Origin of the sequence: Streptomyces sp. NPDC051555, from assembly GCF_044454405.1 — a bacterium.
Classification (GTDB): domain Bacteria; phylum Actinomycetota; class Actinomycetes; order Streptomycetales; family Streptomycetaceae; genus Streptomyces.
On the sequence record NZ_JBITDP010000009.1, the window covers coordinates 74,763 to 89,900 of the forward strand.

13 protein-coding genes are annotated in these 15,138 nt (G+C 72.3%); 4 read left to right on the forward strand and 9 right to left on the reverse strand.

Features of this window, described 5'->3' with window-relative positions:
- Window positions 1-43: 43 nt before the first annotated feature.
- Genes ACIBEA_RS20010 through ACIBEA_RS20020 form a run of 3 tightly spaced genes read right to left on the reverse strand, consistent with a single transcriptional unit; the run spans window position 44 to window position 1,640 of the window.
- Entirely contained in the window at window positions 44-922 is an 879-nt protein-coding gene (locus tag ACIBEA_RS20010; protein WP_399262636.1) for a helix-turn-helix domain-containing protein, read from the reverse strand.
- Window positions 923-931: 9 nt separating this feature from the next.
- A complete protein-coding gene (locus ACIBEA_RS20015) occupies window positions 932-1,450 on the reverse strand; it encodes a DUF6879 family protein (RefSeq protein WP_399262638.1) in 519 nt (172 codons plus the stop codon).
- Window positions 1,431-1,640 (reverse strand): hypothetical protein, encoded by a 210-nt coding sequence (locus ACIBEA_RS20020; protein ID WP_399262982.1) that lies wholly within the window; start codon window positions 1,638-1,640, stop codon window positions 1,431-1,433. The genes ACIBEA_RS20015 and ACIBEA_RS20020 overlap by 20 nt, the downstream gene beginning before the upstream one ends.
- 218 nt (window positions 1,641-1,858) lie before the next feature.
- On the opposite strand from ACIBEA_RS20020, the gene ACIBEA_RS20025 reads away from it, so the two are divergent.
- Entirely contained in the window at window positions 1,859-2,095 is a 237-nt protein-coding gene (locus ACIBEA_RS20025; protein WP_399262984.1) for a hypothetical protein, read from the forward strand.
- A 98-nt stretch (window positions 2,096-2,193) separates the two neighbouring features.
- On the opposite strand, the gene ACIBEA_RS20030 is transcribed toward ACIBEA_RS20025, so the two are convergent.
- The 5 genes from ACIBEA_RS20030 to ACIBEA_RS20050 all read right to left on the reverse strand — a co-directional run bounded on the left by ACIBEA_RS20030 (window position 2,194) and on the right by ACIBEA_RS20050 (window position 11,030).
- Window positions 2,194-6,081 (reverse strand): multifunctional oxoglutarate decarboxylase/oxoglutarate dehydrogenase thiamine pyrophosphate-binding subunit/dihydrolipoyllysine-residue succinyltransferase subunit, encoded by a 3,888-nt coding sequence (locus ACIBEA_RS20030; protein WP_399262640.1) that lies wholly within the window; start codon window positions 6,079-6,081, stop codon window positions 2,194-2,196.
- A 270-nt stretch (window positions 6,082-6,351) separates the two neighbouring features.
- Window positions 6,352-7,419, reverse strand: coding sequence for an ATP-binding protein (locus ACIBEA_RS20035; protein WP_399262641.1), 1,068 nt, complete (start codon window positions 7,417-7,419; stop codon window positions 6,352-6,354).
- The gene (locus ACIBEA_RS20040) at window positions 7,416-8,165 is read right to left on the reverse strand and encodes a response regulator transcription factor (RefSeq protein WP_354382789.1); all 750 of its coding nucleotides are present in this window, start codon (window positions 8,163-8,165) and stop codon (window positions 7,416-7,418) included. The genes ACIBEA_RS20035 and ACIBEA_RS20040 overlap by 4 nt, the downstream gene beginning before the upstream one ends.
- Window positions 8,166-8,247: 82 nt before the next feature.
- The gene (locus ACIBEA_RS20045) at window positions 8,248-9,048 is read right to left on the reverse strand and encodes a spermidine synthase (protein ID WP_399262643.1); all 801 of its coding nucleotides are present in this window, start codon (window positions 9,046-9,048) and stop codon (window positions 8,248-8,250) included.
- Between the two features lie 179 nt (window positions 9,049-9,227).
- Window positions 9,228-11,030, reverse strand: a complete 1,803-nt coding sequence (locus ACIBEA_RS20050; RefSeq protein WP_399262645.1) for a glycoside hydrolase family 3 protein — start codon at window positions 11,028-11,030, stop codon at window positions 9,228-9,230.
- 138 nt (window positions 11,031-11,168) lie between these two features.
- On the opposite strand from ACIBEA_RS20050, the gene ACIBEA_RS20055 reads away from it, so the two are divergent.
- A complete protein-coding gene (locus ACIBEA_RS20055; RefSeq protein ID WP_399262647.1) occupies window positions 11,169-11,903 on the forward strand; it encodes a TetR/AcrR family transcriptional regulator in 735 nt (244 codons plus the stop codon).
- A gap of 57 nt (window positions 11,904-11,960) precedes the next feature.
- On the opposite strand, the gene ACIBEA_RS20060 is transcribed toward ACIBEA_RS20055, so the two are convergent.
- The gene (locus ACIBEA_RS20060) at window positions 11,961-12,560 is read right to left on the reverse strand and encodes a hypothetical protein (protein WP_399262649.1); all 600 of its coding nucleotides are present in this window, start codon (window positions 12,558-12,560) and stop codon (window positions 11,961-11,963) included.
- A 36-nt stretch (window positions 12,561-12,596) separates the two neighbouring features.
- On the opposite strand from ACIBEA_RS20060, the gene ACIBEA_RS20065 reads away from it, so the two are divergent.
- Window positions 12,597-14,000: a glycosyltransferase family 39 protein gene (locus tag ACIBEA_RS20065; protein ID WP_399262651.1), complete on the forward strand. Its 1,404-nt coding sequence runs from the start codon at window positions 12,597-12,599 to the stop codon at window positions 13,998-14,000.
- A 58-nt stretch (window positions 14,001-14,058) separates the two neighbouring features.
- A complete protein-coding gene (locus ACIBEA_RS20070; protein WP_399262653.1) occupies window positions 14,059-14,901 on the forward strand; it encodes a sulfurtransferase in 843 nt (280 codons plus the stop codon).
- Window positions 14,902-15,138 lie beyond the last annotated feature (237 nt).

Consider the following 15,138-nt stretch of genomic DNA (forward strand, 5'->3'; position numbering starts at 1 on the left):
GCCTGCCGGACGATGGCAACGCTAGGGGGAGGAGCGCCTCAACTCACAGGTGATTGCACGAGGTTGCACAGCAGTTACCGAGTGCTTCCATGGCGGAAGTGATCAGCGCACGAGCGGGCGCGCCGTAGACGGCCAGCTCGGCCAGTTCCGTGAATGCCTCGGCGTACATGGCTATTTCGCTGGGCTGGGTCAAGGTGAGGTATCCAGAGATCAGCTCGACGTTGACCTGTGCCGAGTCGTAGAGCCAGAACCCCTCGGCCGGCCAGCGCTCGCGATCCGGCGCCATGGGCACAACCCCCACGCTCACGTTGGGAAGCGAGGCAACCGAGACCAGGTGGCCGAGCTGTCCGGACATCACCTCAGCGCCCCCGATCCCGGTCCGCAAGACGGATTCCTCGACGAGGAAGGCGAATCGCCGGTCACCCTCGTAGAGGACCTTCTGACGCTCCATGCGGACCGCGACCGCCTCGGTCACATCATCCACCAGGCCTCGCCGTCGTTGGATCGCTTGCAGCGCTGCTGTTGTGTACGGGCGCGTCTGGATCATGCCCGGCACGAGCCACGACGAGTACGAGCGGAATCGGCGGGTCCGCTGGTACAGCGGTAGGCGGGCCTCTTGCGCCTGCTTGAGTCCGGCACGCTCCATACGCCGCCAACCCACCCACATGCCTTCGGCCGTCCGCAGCGAGGCAATCAGGTCTTCGGCCTGATCCTCGGCTCCGCATGCCTGGCACCACGCCCGGATGTCGTCGGCGGACGGGGGCGTACGGCCGTTCATGATGCGGGACGACTTGGACGGGCTCCACCCGCAGAGCGCTGCGAGGTCGAGTCCGGTCAGCCCGGCATCCCGGCAGAGCTCCCCGAGTCGATCCGCGAGCGCCTGCCGGGCCTGCTGGGCACTGGAAGAATCAGAGAGGGCCATGGTGCGCAGTCAGCTCGGCCGGTACTCCGCATGCGGGATGGCCCGCTCCCATGCCACCTCGTACGCCGCTGCGTACTGCGCCGCCAACTCCGAGTCGTGGCGGACTTCCATGCGCGGGCCGGTCCACTGACCCTCGCCGCTGAAGTGGTGCAAGATCACGGTCTCCCCGTCCATGACCCATCCGTCCAGCACGGGGAGCAACAGATCGCGCCCCCGGGAGCGAGGCAGCCAACGCACGTCCTCGTCCGCTGCGACGTTCGAGAACGTGCCGTCGTACTCGTACCGCACGTAGTCACTCAGCGGTTCGGAGACAACGCGCAGTCGACGCATGACCACGCCTCGGCCGGTCGTCTGGGCCACCACGTCCAGCCACGACCGCCACCACGAATCACGGTCGGCAGGGTCGTACCGGTGTCCCCCTTGCCAACGTACGAACTCCGGGTCGTCCCGCATGTAGCTGTCTCGCATTTCAAGGTGCATGGCTGACCGCTGCGCCTTTGCGAGTGCTTCACGTACCGCTGTTGCCACCGTTGTCCTCACTGTCCGGGCGGGGGATGAACTGGAGCATGTTGGCAGGCAGTCGGATCACGGTCTCGTGGTCCGGTACATCGGTTGAGTGGCCGGGCACCGAGCCGACTTCCTGAGCCTGCCGGATGGTCAGCTCATCCGCCTTCCACGACTGGATGATCAGGTCTCCGGTCGTGTCGTCCAGCCAGATCGTGGGAGAGCCGTCATCGGGGGTGTTGGGTCAAATGCCTAGGAACTTCAGGGCCATTGGGCGCTCCTGTACCGAGGTCGGTTGCACAGCTGTGCACGAGCTTCGTCCCTCCGGCTGGGCCGCACAAGAGGGCAACCGGACGACGAGAGACCTCGCACCCGCCGCCCTGGTCAGGGTGACGGGCCGTGACGGTCGGGGGCGCGGGTCGTTGGGTGGGCATGAAGAAGATGATCACCACCGCGGCCCTGGTCCTCGCGGGCGTCGCCCTCGCCGCGCCCGCCCACGCCGACAACGAATCGAACTTCGGCGGCGGGGTCAACGCGGCCAACAACTGGAACTTCACCGCCGCCGCCGTCTGCTTCCAGGAGCTGGCCGTCGTCCCCGTCGGCGGCGCGTGGAACGGCAACACATTCAACCACTGCACCAACGGCAACGTCCTGAACCACGCGAACTAGAGACGGCCAGGCCCGACCGCAGGTCGGGCAGGACGCCGGAAGGCCCGGCCCCCTCGGGGGTCGGGCCTTCCTTGGCTGACTCGGCTCAGCGGCAGCGACTAGGCCTCGAAGACCTCGTTCATCAGGAGCTGCTGCTCCGCCTGGTGGCGCTTGGCGGAGCCGACGGCCGGGGACGAGCCGTGCGGACGCGAGATGCGGCGCAGGCGCTCACCGGCCGGGACCTCGGCGCCGACGGCCAGGTCCAGGTGGTCGATCAGGTTCAGCGCGATGAACGGCCACGCACCCTGGTTCGCCGGCTCCTCCTGCGCCCAGAGGTACTTCGCCGCGTTCGGGAACTTGGCGATCTCGGCCTGGATCTCGGCACCCGCCAGCGGGTACAGCCGCTCGATGCGGATGATCGCGGTGTCGGTGATGCCGCGCTTCTCCCGCTCGGCCTCCAGGTCGTAGTAGACCTTGCCCGCGCAGAAGACGACCTTGCGGACCGCGCTCGGGTCCACGGTGGAGTCGCCGATGACCGGACGGAACCCGCCGGTGGTGAACTCCTCCGCCTTCGACGCCGCAGCCTTCAGGCGCAGCATCGACTTCGGGGTGAAGACGATGAGCGGCTTGTGGTGCGGGTTGTGGACCTGCCAGCGCAGCAGGTGGAAGTAGTTGGAGGGGAGGGTGGGCATGGCCACCGTCATGTTGTCCTGCGCGCACATCTGGAGGAAGCGCTCGGGGCGCGCGGACGAGTGGTCCGGGCCCTGGCCCTCGTAGCCGTGCGGGAGGAGCAGCGTGACGCCGGACGTCTGGCCCCACTTCTGCTCCGCCGAGGAGATGAACTCGTCGACGACGGTCTGCGCGCCGTTGACGAAGTCACCGAACTGGGCCTCCCAGAGGACCAGCGCGTCCGGACGGGCCAGCGAGTAGCCGTATTCGAAGCCCATGGCCGCGTACTCGGAGAGCAGCGAGTCGTAGACGTTGTAGCGGGCCTGGTCGTCCGAGAGGTAGAGCAGCGGGGTGTAGTCCTCGCCGGTCTCCCGATCGATCAGGACCGCGTGCCGCTGACCGAAGGTGCCGCGGCGCGAGTCCTGGCCGGACAGCCGGACCGGGGTGCCCTCCATCAGCAGCGAACCGAAGGCCAGGGTCTCGCCCATGCCCCAGTCGATGGTGCCCTCGTCGATCATCGCCGCGCGGCGCTGGAGCTGCGGCAGCAGACGCGGGTGGACGGTGACGCCCTCGGGGATGGTGACCTGCGACTCGGCGATCCGCTTGACGACCTCCTGGGAGATGGCCGTGTTGACGGTCACCGGGAAGCCGGCCTGCGGAGCCACCGGCGCCGGAGCGGCCAGTGCGGGCTGCGTGGCGGCCTCGCGGACCTCCGCGAAGACCTTCTCCAGCTGGCCCTGGAAGTCCTGGAGCGCCTGCTCGGCCTCTTCCAGGGTGATGTCGCCGCGACCGATGAGGGACTCGGTGTACAGCTTGCGCACCGAGCGCTTCTTGTCGATCAGGTCGTACATCAGCGGCTGCGTGAAGGCCGGGTTGTCGGACTCGTTGTGCCCGCGGCGGCGGTAGCAGATGAGGTCGATGACCACGTCCTTGTTGAACGCCTGACGGAACTCGAAGGCCAGGCGTCCGATGCGGACCACGGCTTCCGGGTCGTCGCCGTTCACGTGGAAGATCGGCGCCTCGATCATGCGGGCCACGTCGGTCGCGTACATCGACGAGCGCGAGGACTCCGGGGCGGCGGTGAAGCCGACCTGGTTGTTGATCACGACGTGAACGGTGCCGCCGGTGCGGTATCCGCGCAGCTGCGACATGTTCAGCGTCTCGGCGACGACGCCCTGGCCCGCGAAGGCCGCGTCGCCGTGCAGGGCGACGGGCAGGACGGTGAAGTCCGTGCCGCCCTTGTTGATGATGTCCTGCTTGGCGCGGACGACGCCCTCCAGGACCGGGTCCACCGCCTCCAGGTGCGAGGGGTTGGCGACCAGCGAGACCTTGATCTGCTCGCCGTCCAGGCCGGTGAAGGTGCCGTTGGCGCCCAGGTGGTACTTGACGTCGCCGGAGCCGTGCATCGACTTCGGGTCGAGGTTGCCCTCGAACTCGCGGAAGATCTGCGCGTACGACTTGCCCACGATGTTCGCGAGGACGTTCAGGCGGCCGCGGTGGGCCATGCCGATCGCGACCTCTTCGAGGCGGGCCTCGGCGGCCGAGTCGATGACGGCGTCGAGCAGCGGGATGACCGACTCGCCGCCCTCCAGGGAGAAGCGCTTCTGGCCGACGTACTTCGTCTGCAGGAAGGTCTCGAAGGCCTCGGCGGCATTCAGCCGGCGCAGGATGCGCAGCTGCTCCTCGCGCTCCGGCTTGGTGTGCGGGCGCTCGATGCGGTCCTGGATCCAGCGGCGCTGCTTCGGGTCCTGGATGTGCATGAACTCGACGCCGGTGGTGCGGCAGTACGAGTCGCGCAGCACGCCGAGGATGTCGCGGAGCTTCATCATCGACTTGCCCGAGAAACCGCCGACCGCGAACTCGCGCTCCAGGTCCCACAGGGTGAGGCCGTGCTCGGTGATGTCGAGGTCGGGGTGCTTGCGCTGCTTGTACTCCAGCGGGTCGGTGTCGGCCATGACGTGGCCGCGGACCCGGTAGGAGTGGATCAGCTCGAAGACGCGGGCGGCCTTCGTGACGTCGTCGTCGTGCGAGGCGTCGATGTCCCGGAGCCAGCGGACCGGCTCGTACGGGATCCGCAGCGCCTCGAAGACGTCGTCGTAGAAGCCGCTCTCGCCGAGCAGCATGTTCGCGACGACGCGCAGAAACTCGCCCGAGGCCGCGCCCTGGATGGTGCGGTGGTCGTAGGTCGAGGTCAGGGTCATGACCTTGGAGATGCCCAGCTTGTTCAGGGTGTCCTGCGAGGTGCCCTGGAACTCGGCGGGGTAGTCCATCGAGCCGACGCCCATGATGACCGACTGTCCGGGCATCAGGCGGGGCACGGAGTGGACGGTGCCCAGGCCGCCGGGGTTGGTCAGCGAGACGGTGACGCCGGTGAAGTCGTCCATCGTCAGCTTGCCGACGCGGGCGCGGCGGACGATGTCCTCGTACGCCTGCCAGAACTCGAAGAAGTTGAGGGTCTCGGCCTTCTTGATGCCGGCGACGACGAGCTGGCGGTCGCCGTTCGGCTTCACCAGGTCGATCGCGAGGCCGAAGTTGATGTGCTCCGGCTTGACCAGGGTCGGCTTGCCGTCCTTCTCCGTGAAGGAGTAGTTCATCGACGGCATGGCCTTGATGGCCTGCACCATCGCGTAGCCGATGAGGTGGGTGAAGGAGATCTTCCCGCCCCGGGCGCGCTTCAGGTGGTTGTTGATGACGATGCGGTTGTCGAACAGCAGCTTCACCGGGACGGCGCGGACGGACGTGGCCGTCGGCACCTCCAGCGAGGCGTTCATGTTCTTGACCACCGCCGCGGCGGGGCCGCGGAGCGTCACCAGCTCGGGGCCCGCGGGGGCCTCGGCGGCGGGCGCGGCCTTGGCGGCGGCGGGAGCGGAGGGGGCGGCGGCCGGAGCCGGTGCCTGAGCGGAGGGCGCGGCCGGTGCGGCGGCCGGGGCCGGGGAGGTGACAGTCACAGCAGGGGCACCAGAGGGGGTGGCAGGAGCAGGGGCAGGAGCTGACACGGGCGTGGGCGCGGCGGCGGGGGTCGGCGCGGCGAGCGCCGCCCCCGTGGCGGCGTCGGCGGCCTGCGGGGCCACGGCGGCGGGGGCGGCCTGTGCGGAGGCGCCGTCCGTCGTCGGGGACTTCTGGGGCTCTTCCGCCTTGGCCGCGGCGGCAACGCCACCCGGCTTGTAGTCGGCGAAGAAGTCCCACCAGGCCCGGTCTACCGAATTCGGGTCCTGGAGGTACTGCTGATAGATCTCGTCGACGAGCCACTCATTCGCGCCGAAGCCTGAGGCAGGGGTCTTCCCGCTCTCTGCTGATTCGGTCGTGGTGCTCGAGTTACTGGGGGACTGTGGCGACACGGCGGCAACCGCCCTCTTCCGCTTCACAAGGTATGGACAGCGGGAATAAAGGCTACGCCTCCCCGACGGTCTGATGCAGACCGGGCGGGACTTCCGTCGTGCAGGTCACATCGAACGGCGGGTTTCGCCGGTAGGAATGGCGGGAAACAAGCGTGGTTCGGGTAGGGGTCACCGAGGTTGCGGCCCCCTGGCTTCGCACCCCTGACGGACCCCGGACCGATGTGGCCGAGATCATGTCCTTCCCACTCGAACCCTACGTCAACACGCTCCCTACGAGCTGCCCGGAAGTGTGACAAGGATCCGGCAACCACGAGGAGATTCGGCCACGCCGATGTGGCCTCCGTGCAGGCCGACGGCCCAGCGGGCGATCGCCAGGCCGAGTCCCGTGCCGCCGTCACCGCCCCGGGCGCTGCCCCGGTTGAAGCGCTCGAAGACCCGCAGCCGCTCCGACTCCGGAATGCCCGGGCCCTCGTCGATCACCTCCAGCGCCAGGCTCCCCGCCCCCTCCGCGGACCGTGCCCGGACCGTGACCCGGCCGTGCGGCGGGCTGTGCTTGACCGCGTTGTCGATCAGGTTCGCCACGACCTGGTGGAGGCGCTCCGCGTCCGCGTGGGCCGCCAGCTCGGGCGGGAAGACGTCCAGGTGCAGGTGGACGTCGTTGCGGGTGTGCCCGCCGGAGCCGGTGCTCAGCCCGGGTCGCCCGGCCGCCGCCAGGCCCGATTCCTTCAGGACGCCCGACAGGTACGGCCACACCTCGAAGCTGCGGGCCTTGAGCGGGACCACACCGTTGTCCACCCGGGACAGGTCCAGCAGGGTCTCCACGAGCCGCCCGAGCCGCTCCGTCTGCTTGAGCGCCGTGCGCATCGTCTCGGGGTCCGCGGCCGAGACCCCGTCCACCACGTTCTCCAGCACCGCGCGCAGGGCCGCGATGGGGGTGCGCAGCTCGTGGGAGACGTTCGCGACGAGCTCCTTGCGGTGCCGGTCCACCGCCTCCAGGTCGTCGGCCATCAGATTGATCGTCGCGGCGAGGTCGCCCAGCTCGTCGCGCCGGCCCGAGCCGCGCACCCGGCGGGTGAAGTCGCCGTGGGAGATCGCCTTGGCCACGGTGGTCATCTCGTCCAGCGGCGCGGTCAGGCTGTGCGCCACGAACTGGGTGATCAGCATCGAGGCGATCACCGAGAAGACCGTGATGAAGCGGACCTCGGTCGCCGTGCGCATGGCCACCATCAGCAGGCCCGTGGTGATGAAGACCGAGACCACCACCAGGGTGCCCAGCTTGGTCTTGATCGAGAACGGCGAGTAGGGCCTGAGCCCGGGCCCCGGCAGCCGCCCGCTCACGGCTGCGCCGGGGTCTCCAGGGCGTACCCGACGCCGTGGACCGTACGGATCCGCTCGGCGCCGATCTTGCGGCGCAGGGCCTTGATGTGGCTGTCGACCGTGCGGGTCCCGGAGGCGTCCGCCCAGTCCCAGACCTCCGCCAGCAGCTGTTCCCGCGAGAGCACCGCGCGCGGGGTGCCCGCGAGGCAGACCAGCAGGTCGAACTCGGTCGGCGTCAGGTGCACGTCCTCCGCCTGGACCCGGACCCTGCGCTGCGCGTGGTCGATCTCCAGGTCGCCGAGGCGCAGCGTGGAGCCGCGCGGGGCGTGGGCGGCGATCGTCGCCCGCTCCACGCGGCGCAGCAGGACGTGCGCCCGGGCGGCCAGCTCGCGCATCGAGAACGGCTTGGTCATGTAGTCGTCGGCGCCGACCCCGAGGCCGACCAGCAGGTCCGTCTCGTCGTCGCGCGCGGTGAGCATCAGGACCGGTACCGGCCGCTGGGCCTGGACCCGCCGGCAGACCTCCAGCCCGTCGAAGCCGGGCAGCATCACGTCGAGCACGAGCAGCTCCGGCAACCAGCTCTCGGCGGCCGCGACGGCGGAGGGCCCGTCCGCCGCGGTCTGCACCTGGAACCCCTCGGCGCGCAGCCGGGCGGCGATGGCCTCGGCGATCGTGCGGTCGTCCTCGACGACGAGTACCCGCCGCTGTGCGCCGGGGGTGGCGGGTGACGCCGCGGCCCCGTTGTGGGTGGTGTGTGTCTGATCCATGTCCCGCCCCGGATAGTCCGACGGGGGACCCGTGAAGATCCCGCGTGTTGGGGTGCAGCGTAGAGGAGGCGCAGGGCCGCGGCTACGAGGGGTTCAGGGCGAGGTGGACGACGTCCGGGACACCTCGGGCAACCGGCACCTCTTCCGTCCGTACCGAGCTGAATCCGGCATTCCGCAACGCGTGCTCGAACAGTGCGGACGGTTGTGCGGACCATACGGCGAGCACCCCGCCCGGGGTCAACCGGGCCCGGCAGGCCGCCAGTCCGGCCGGAGCGTAGAGGCCGCGGTTGTCCTCGGTCACGGTCCAATCGGGGCCGTTGTCGATGTCCAGACAGAGGGCGTCGTAGGGCCCGGAGGCGGGATCGAGCAGGTGTGCGATCAGATCCGCCCGGACGATCTCGACGCGCGGGTCCGCCAGGGCCGGGCCCGAGATCGCGTCGAGCGGCCCGCCGCGGTGCCAGTCGATGACCGCCTCCTCCCGCTCGACCACGCTGATCCGCCCCCAGTCGCCCCGGGCGGACGCGTGGGCCAGCGAGAAGCCGACCCCGAGCCCGCCGATGAGCAGGGCCGGGCGCGCTGCCGGTGCCGCGCCATCGGTCGCCCCAGTCTCCCCGGTCTCCCCGGTCGCCCCGGAGGAGCCGGTCAGGGCGAGTCGGGCGGCGTCGACGAGCAGGCGCTCGGAGCGCCCGTCGGAGGTGTCCATGAGGAAGCAGCCGTTGGCGATGATCTCGTACGTCCCGCCGCGGCGGCGCAGGATGACCTCGCCGTACGGGCCCTGGCGGCGGTCGATCGTGACGGGGGCGGTGTCGGGCGCGGCGGGGCCGGTGGGGGAGACGGAGGAGGCGGGGGAGGCGGGGGAGGCGGAGGAGACGAAGGCTGACACGGGCGGATCCTCTCCGTGACCGGGCGGTCACTCGACCCCACAACGAAGCCCCGCCGGCGGGGGTTCCACCGGCGGGGCACGGTTCGTCAGGTTCGTCAGGTCCGTCATCTCCGTCAGGTCCGGGGCCGGTCCGTCAGGTTCGTCGGGTTCGGCGGTCCGTCGGGGGCGACCCGCGGCGGTCACCCCCCGGCGGGGGGTGCGTCCGGCAGGCGCAGGCCGTGGCCCGCGGGGAAGACGGGGTCCAGCGTGTCGTTCGGTACGTCCGGGCGGGACGCGGCCACGGCGGCCATCGACCGCGGCAGTTCGAACGGCAGCCGCCCCCGCGCCTCGGCCCGCCCGAAGGCCACGTCCAGCAGCGCCGCGTCGGCCGCGCCGTAGTCCGCGATCAGCGCTGCCGCCCGCTCCGCGATCTCCGGGAGTACGGCGGCCCGCTCCAGGTTGACGCACACCAGCGTGGGCACGGTGTCGAGCAGGCCGAGGATCCCGGCCAGCTCCGGCTCCGGGAAGGCCAGCGAGCCGGAGTGGAAGAAGGACTCGAACACGTTCTCGCGGGGTTCGTACGGCGTGCGCAGCCGCAGCACCGCCAGGTCCGCCCCGGCCGGGTCGGCGACCACGTCCCCGTACGCCGCCGCCACCGCCGGGTCCACGTTCTCGACGTACAGCTTCGGCCGACCGGACAGCGGCAGGAAGGAGTCCCGGTTGGTCAGGACGGTCAGGGAGCGCCGCTGGGCCGCCGCGCCGAGCGCCGTGAAGTCGGCCCGGCCGACCGTGGCCTCGGCGAGGTCGGGGTCGACGTACGGGTTCTCGAACAGGCCGAGGACGAACTTCTCCCGCAGCAGGCGCCGTACGGAGGCGTCGATCCGGGACTCGGTGATCCGCCCGGAGCGCACCAGCTCCACGACGACCTCGGGGCACTGCTCGCCGCCGAACTGGTCCGCGCCCGCGTCCAGGGCCCGCGCCGCCCGCTCGGCGACGGACAGGTGCTCCAGCCCCCAGGCGCGCGCCGGGTGGACCTCGCCGAAGATCACCGAGTCCGTGAGCAGCCCCCAGTCGGTGCAGACGATCCCCTCGAAGCCGAGCTCCTCGCGCAGCAGGCCGGTGACGACGCCCTTGTTGAAGCCGAAGCCCACCTCCTCCCAGTCCGTCCCGATCGGCTGGCCGTAGTACGGCATCATCTGCGCGCACCCGGCCGCGATCGCCGCCTTGAAGGGCTCCAGGTGGTGCTCGCGCATCCCGCCCGGGTAGACCTGCTCCTTGCCGTGGGCGAAGTGCGGGTCCTCGCCGTCCTTCTGCGGGCCGCCGCCGGGGAAGTGCTTGACCATCGCGGAGACCGACTCCGGCCCCAGGCGCTCGCCCTGGAGGCCGCCCACGTACGCCCGCACCAACTCGCCGGTCAGCTCGGCGTCCGAGCCGAAGGTGCCCGTCTGGCGGGCCCAGCGGGGCTCGGTGGCCAGGTCGATCTGCGGGTGCAGGGCGACCCGGAAGCCCACGGAGAGGTACTCGCGCCGCACGGTGTCGGCGAAGGCGCGCACCAGCTCGGGATCGCCGATCGCGGCGAGGCCGAGGGCTTCGGGCCAGGCGGAGAAGGCGCCGGAATTGAAGGAGGCGCCGATGTTGTCGGTGAAGGCGTGCCGCGGGTCGGTGGAGAGGGTGACCGGGATGCCGAGGCGGGTGGCCGCGGCCATCTCCTGGACGGAGTTCTGCCACAGCGCCATCTCGCGGGCGCCGTAGGTGCCCAGCAGGTTGAAGTGGGTCAGCAGCCGCTCGCCGATCAGCTCGGGCGTGGCGTGCGGGAGCATCGAGCCGTCGGTGTCCGTGACGGGCGTGCCGTCGGCGTTCATCATCAGCATCGAGTGGAACAGCTGGCCCGCCTTCTCCTCCAGGGTCATCCGGGAGAGCAGGTCCTCGACGCGCCGCTCGACGGGCAGGCCGGCGTCCCGGTACGGGTGCTGGGGGTCCTGGGGGTCCTGGGGGAGCGGCACGGGGTACTCCGGCGTGGGCTGGGAGGCGGGCGGACGCGTCCAGCCAAGCGCAAAAACCTTGTACCCACTAGGTATTCGGAAGTGACCTGGGTCACCGGCCTCCCGGGCCCTGGGAGGCCCCGCACTAGGGTGGTCCGCATGGCAGCAGCAGCACGGGAGCAGGGGCGCACGGCCCGCAAGGGCGCGGGCGGGGCCGCCGCGGCCCGGGGCACCTACGCCGTGGGCGACGCCCGGCGCCAGAAGATCCTCGACACCGCCGTGGACCACTTCGCGCGGTGGGGCTTCCACGCCTCCTCCCTCGCCCGCATCGCCGACGACTGCGGGATCACCCAGGGCGGGCTGCTGCACCACTTCCGCGGCAAGGAGGACCTGCTGCTCCGCGTCCTCGCCCAGAGCGAGCTGCACGACGTGGAACGGCTCTTCACGGACCCGCCCGGCGGCCGTGACGGGGGCGCCGTCCCCGCGGACGAGGGGGCGGTGGCCCGTTACTTCGCCACCGTCGTCGCCCTCGCCGCGGACAACGCCCGGCGGCCCGGCATCGTCCGGATGTTCCAGACCCTCGTCGGCGAATCCGGCAACCCGGGCCACCCCGCACACGCGTACTTCACCGAGCGCTACGCCCGGGTGCTCGGCCGGACCGTCGCCCTGCTGGAAGCGGGTGTCGCGTGCGGGGAGCTGCGGGCCGACACCGACTGCGAGGCGGCCGGCCGCGAGACCCTGGCCGTCATGGACGGCCTCCAGATCCAGTGGATCCTGGCACCCGCGGCCGTGGACATGCCCGTCCTGCTGCACGCCTTCCTGGACCGGCTGCTGCGCGGCATCTCGGCCGCGGGCACGGGCCTGGCGCCGTACGTCCCGGACGCCCGGGCCTAGGCAGCGGCTGGAGCGGGCGGGCCCTCGATCGCCGGGCGGGCGGGGCCGGGCGGGCCCTCAATCGCCGGGCGGGCTGGACGGGTCGAAGGACGGTAGTGCCTCCAGGACCTTCCGCAGGGACGGCGGGATCGCGCCGTCGGCCGCGACCACCTCGTGGCCGTCGTGGGTGAAGGCGTAGGTGAAGCCGTCGTACACCGTCGCTCCGCCCGTGGCCGAAGGCGGCGGGTGGGCGAAGTCGACCTGCCGGACGGCGGCGCGCAACCCGTCGAGGCGGGCGGCCGTCAGCTTCCCCGTGCCCACCGGCTTCGCCGAGCCGTCCAGCAGGGTCCACGACCCGTCGTCCAGAACGTCCAGGCTGCTCCGGTGCCCGGCGAAGCCCCCGCTGCGGGTGACGCGCAGCAGCTGCTGCGCGGCCCGGCTCGGGGTGACGTGGCCGGTGGGGGTGCCGGGGGCGGTCGGTGCCGCGCTGCCGGAGCCGGTGGTGCCGGGAGCGGCGGTGGGGGTGGGGGTGGGGATGGGGGTGGGGGCGGCGCTGCTGGACCCCGGCCCGGGGGCGGGTCCGGCCGGTCCGGTGGACGTGCAGCCGCCGAGGGCGAGCACGAGTACGACGGTCAGCGCGCCGACGGCCGATGCGGCCGTCGTTCGGTACGTTCGCACACCCCACCTCCGTGAGGACTCGGGTCGCCCCCGAGTATGGAGGTCCCGCGCCCGCACGTCACCCGGAGGCACACCATCAGCCGCAACACCGCCTGGTTCCGGCCGTGGCCCGGAGCGTGGCGCTGGCTGCCTCCGCTGCTCGCGCTCGCCCTCGGCCTGTGGGAGCTGCCGCGCGGCGGCTCCATGTGGCGCGACGAGTCGGTGACGTACCAGGTCGCCCACCGGACCTTCGGGCAGCTCACCGGCCTGCTCGGGCAGGTCGACGCCGTCCACGGCGTGTACTACCTGCTGATGCACGGCGTCTTCGCGCTGTGGGACGGCGGGTCGTGGGCGCTGCGGCTGCCCTCCGTCGCCGCCACCGCGCTCGCCGCCGCCGGCGTCGCGGCGCTCGCGCACCGGCTGGCCGGGGAGCGGGCCGCGCTGCTCGCGGGAGCGGCCTACGCCGTGGCGCCCCCGGTGCAGATGTACGCCCAGGAGGGCCGCTCGTACGCGCTGGTCGCGGCCGCCGTGATCTGGGCGACGTACTTCCTGGTGCGCGAGCGCTGGGTCGCCTACGCCGTGGTGCTCGCGCTCGGCTGCTGGCTGCACGAGTTCGCCGTACTGGCCCTGCTCGCGCACGGCTTCGTGGCGTGGCGCTCGCGGGCCTGGCGGTGGAGCGCCCTGGCCGTGGCGCTCTCGCTCGCCCCGCTGGTGCTGCTGAGCGCGGGGCAGGCGCAGCAGCAGCTCGGCTGGCTCGGCCGCCCGAAACCGGCCGACTGGGCGGCGTACGCCGTGGTCGCGGGCGCGGCGCTGCTGCTCGCGCGGGGGATCCCGGACCGCGCGCTCGTGCGGGTCGCGCTGCCCCTGACGCTCGTACCGCCCGGACTGCTGCTCGTCGTCTCGCTGGTGCACCCGCTGTACGTCGACCGGTACGTGCTCTACGCCCTCGCCGGTCTCGCCCTGCTCGCGGGGGCACGGCTGGCGGCGGGGGGCCTGGTCGCCTGGGTGGTGGCGGCCGCGCTGCTGGTGTCGTTCGGTTTCTGGTCGGCGTGGCTGCGGACGCCCGAGAGCCGCAAGGACGACGTCCTCGCCGTCGCGGCGGCCGTCCGGGCCGAGGCCCGCCCGGGGGACGCGGTGCTCTTCATGCCGGCGCGGCGGCGCGAATGGCTGCTGTCCTCGCCCGGGGTGTACGGGGCGCTGGACGACGTGGCCCTCGACCGGTCCCCGGCGACCTCGCGCACCCTGTGGGGCACCGAACTGCCGGCGGCGCAGCTGCGCGCCCGGCTGCTCGCGGCCCCCCGGGTCCTCGCGGTCCTCGACCCGGTGGGCGAACCGGTGGACCCGTACCCGCGGGAGGCGGTGAAGCGGCAGGCCCTGGCCACGCACTTCGACCTGTGCCGGATCGTCCCCGTCCACGGCGCCCGCCTGGCCGTCTTCGCCCGCCCGGGCGGCTGTTCGTAGCCACCTCGGGAGCCGGTTGGGCAGGATGGGGGACCCCGCCGTACCCAGGAGGCTTGAAGTGACGGTCAGTTCCCCCTTCGACCACCCGCTGATCGGCGTGCGACGGCTCGCCGAACTCCTCGGGGAGGACGGGCTCGTCGTGCTGGACGCCTCCGTCGGGGCCCACCGCGGGGCGCCCCGGCGGATCGCCGGGGCGCGGCCCTTCGACCTCGACGGCGCCCTTTCCGACCACACCGCCCCCGCGCCGCACGCCATGCCCGGCCCCGAGGCCTTCGCCGGGGCCGTCCGGGCCCTCGGGATCGACGACACCAGCGCCGTGGTGGTCTACGACGGCGCGGGGATCCACTCCAGCGCCCGCGCCTGGTGGATGCTGCGGGCGATGGGCTTCGACCGGGCCGCGGTGCTCGACGGCGGACTGCCCGCCTGGGAGGCGGCCGGGCTGCCGGTCGAGGAGCTGCCCGCGGGGTACGACGGGCCCCGGGGGACCTTCACCGCCCGGCCCCGGCCCGGGCTGATCGTGGACAGCGCCGCCGTCGCCGCGGCCCTCGCGGATCCGGCGGGTGCGGCGGTCCTGGACGCCCGTACGCGCGAACGCTTCGCCGGCACGGCCCCCGAACCCCGGGCCGGGCTGCGCGGCGGGCACATGCCGGGCGCGCTCAACCTGCCGTTCGGTGAGCTCCAGCGGGGCGGTGCGATGCTGCCGGAGGCGGAGTTGCGGGCCGCCTTGCGGGGGGTGGCGGGGGATCGGGAGCGGCTGTTCGTCAGCTGCGGTTCGGGGGTCACGGCCTGTGTGCTCGCGCTGGGGGCGGTGTTGGCGGGGTACGCCGATCCGGGGGTGTACGACGGGTCGTGGAGCGAGTGGGGCGCCCCCGGCCCCCTCCCGGTGACCACCGGTCCCTGACCACGCCCTCGGGGCCCGCGCCCCGGCCTCGCGTCCACACCCTCCGCGCCCCGTGCCCCGGCCTTGCGTCCACGCGGGCCGGGGTCGATTCCTGCCGGGCCAGATTCAGCCGGTCCGGCGCTGCCTTCACGTGGGCCGGGCCAGATTCAGCCCGTCCGGCGTTTGAGGGCCCGCCGGGGGCCCCCGGGGGCGGGGGGGGGGGGGCGGGGCGGGCCCCCCACGGGGGAACAAGACCCC

Coding starts and splice junctions, on each gene's coding strand:
- ACIBEA_RS20010 (WP_399262636.1), bottom strand. CDS start 922: ATGGCCCTCTCTGATTCTTCCAGTGCCCAGCAGGCCCGGCAGGCGCTC.
- ACIBEA_RS20025 (WP_399262984.1), top strand. CDS start 1,859: ATGAAGAAGATGATCACCACCGCGGCCCTGGTCCTCGCGGGCGTCGCC.
- ACIBEA_RS20040 (WP_354382789.1), bottom strand. CDS start 8,165: ATGGATCAGACACACACCACCCACAACGGGGCCGCGGCGTCACCCGCC.
- ACIBEA_RS20055 (WP_399262647.1), top strand. CDS start 11,169: ATGGCAGCAGCAGCACGGGAGCAGGGGCGCACGGCCCGCAAGGGCGCG.
- ACIBEA_RS20065 (WP_399262651.1), top strand. CDS start 12,597: ATGGAGGTCCCGCGCCCGCACGTCACCCGGAGGCACACCATCAGCCGC.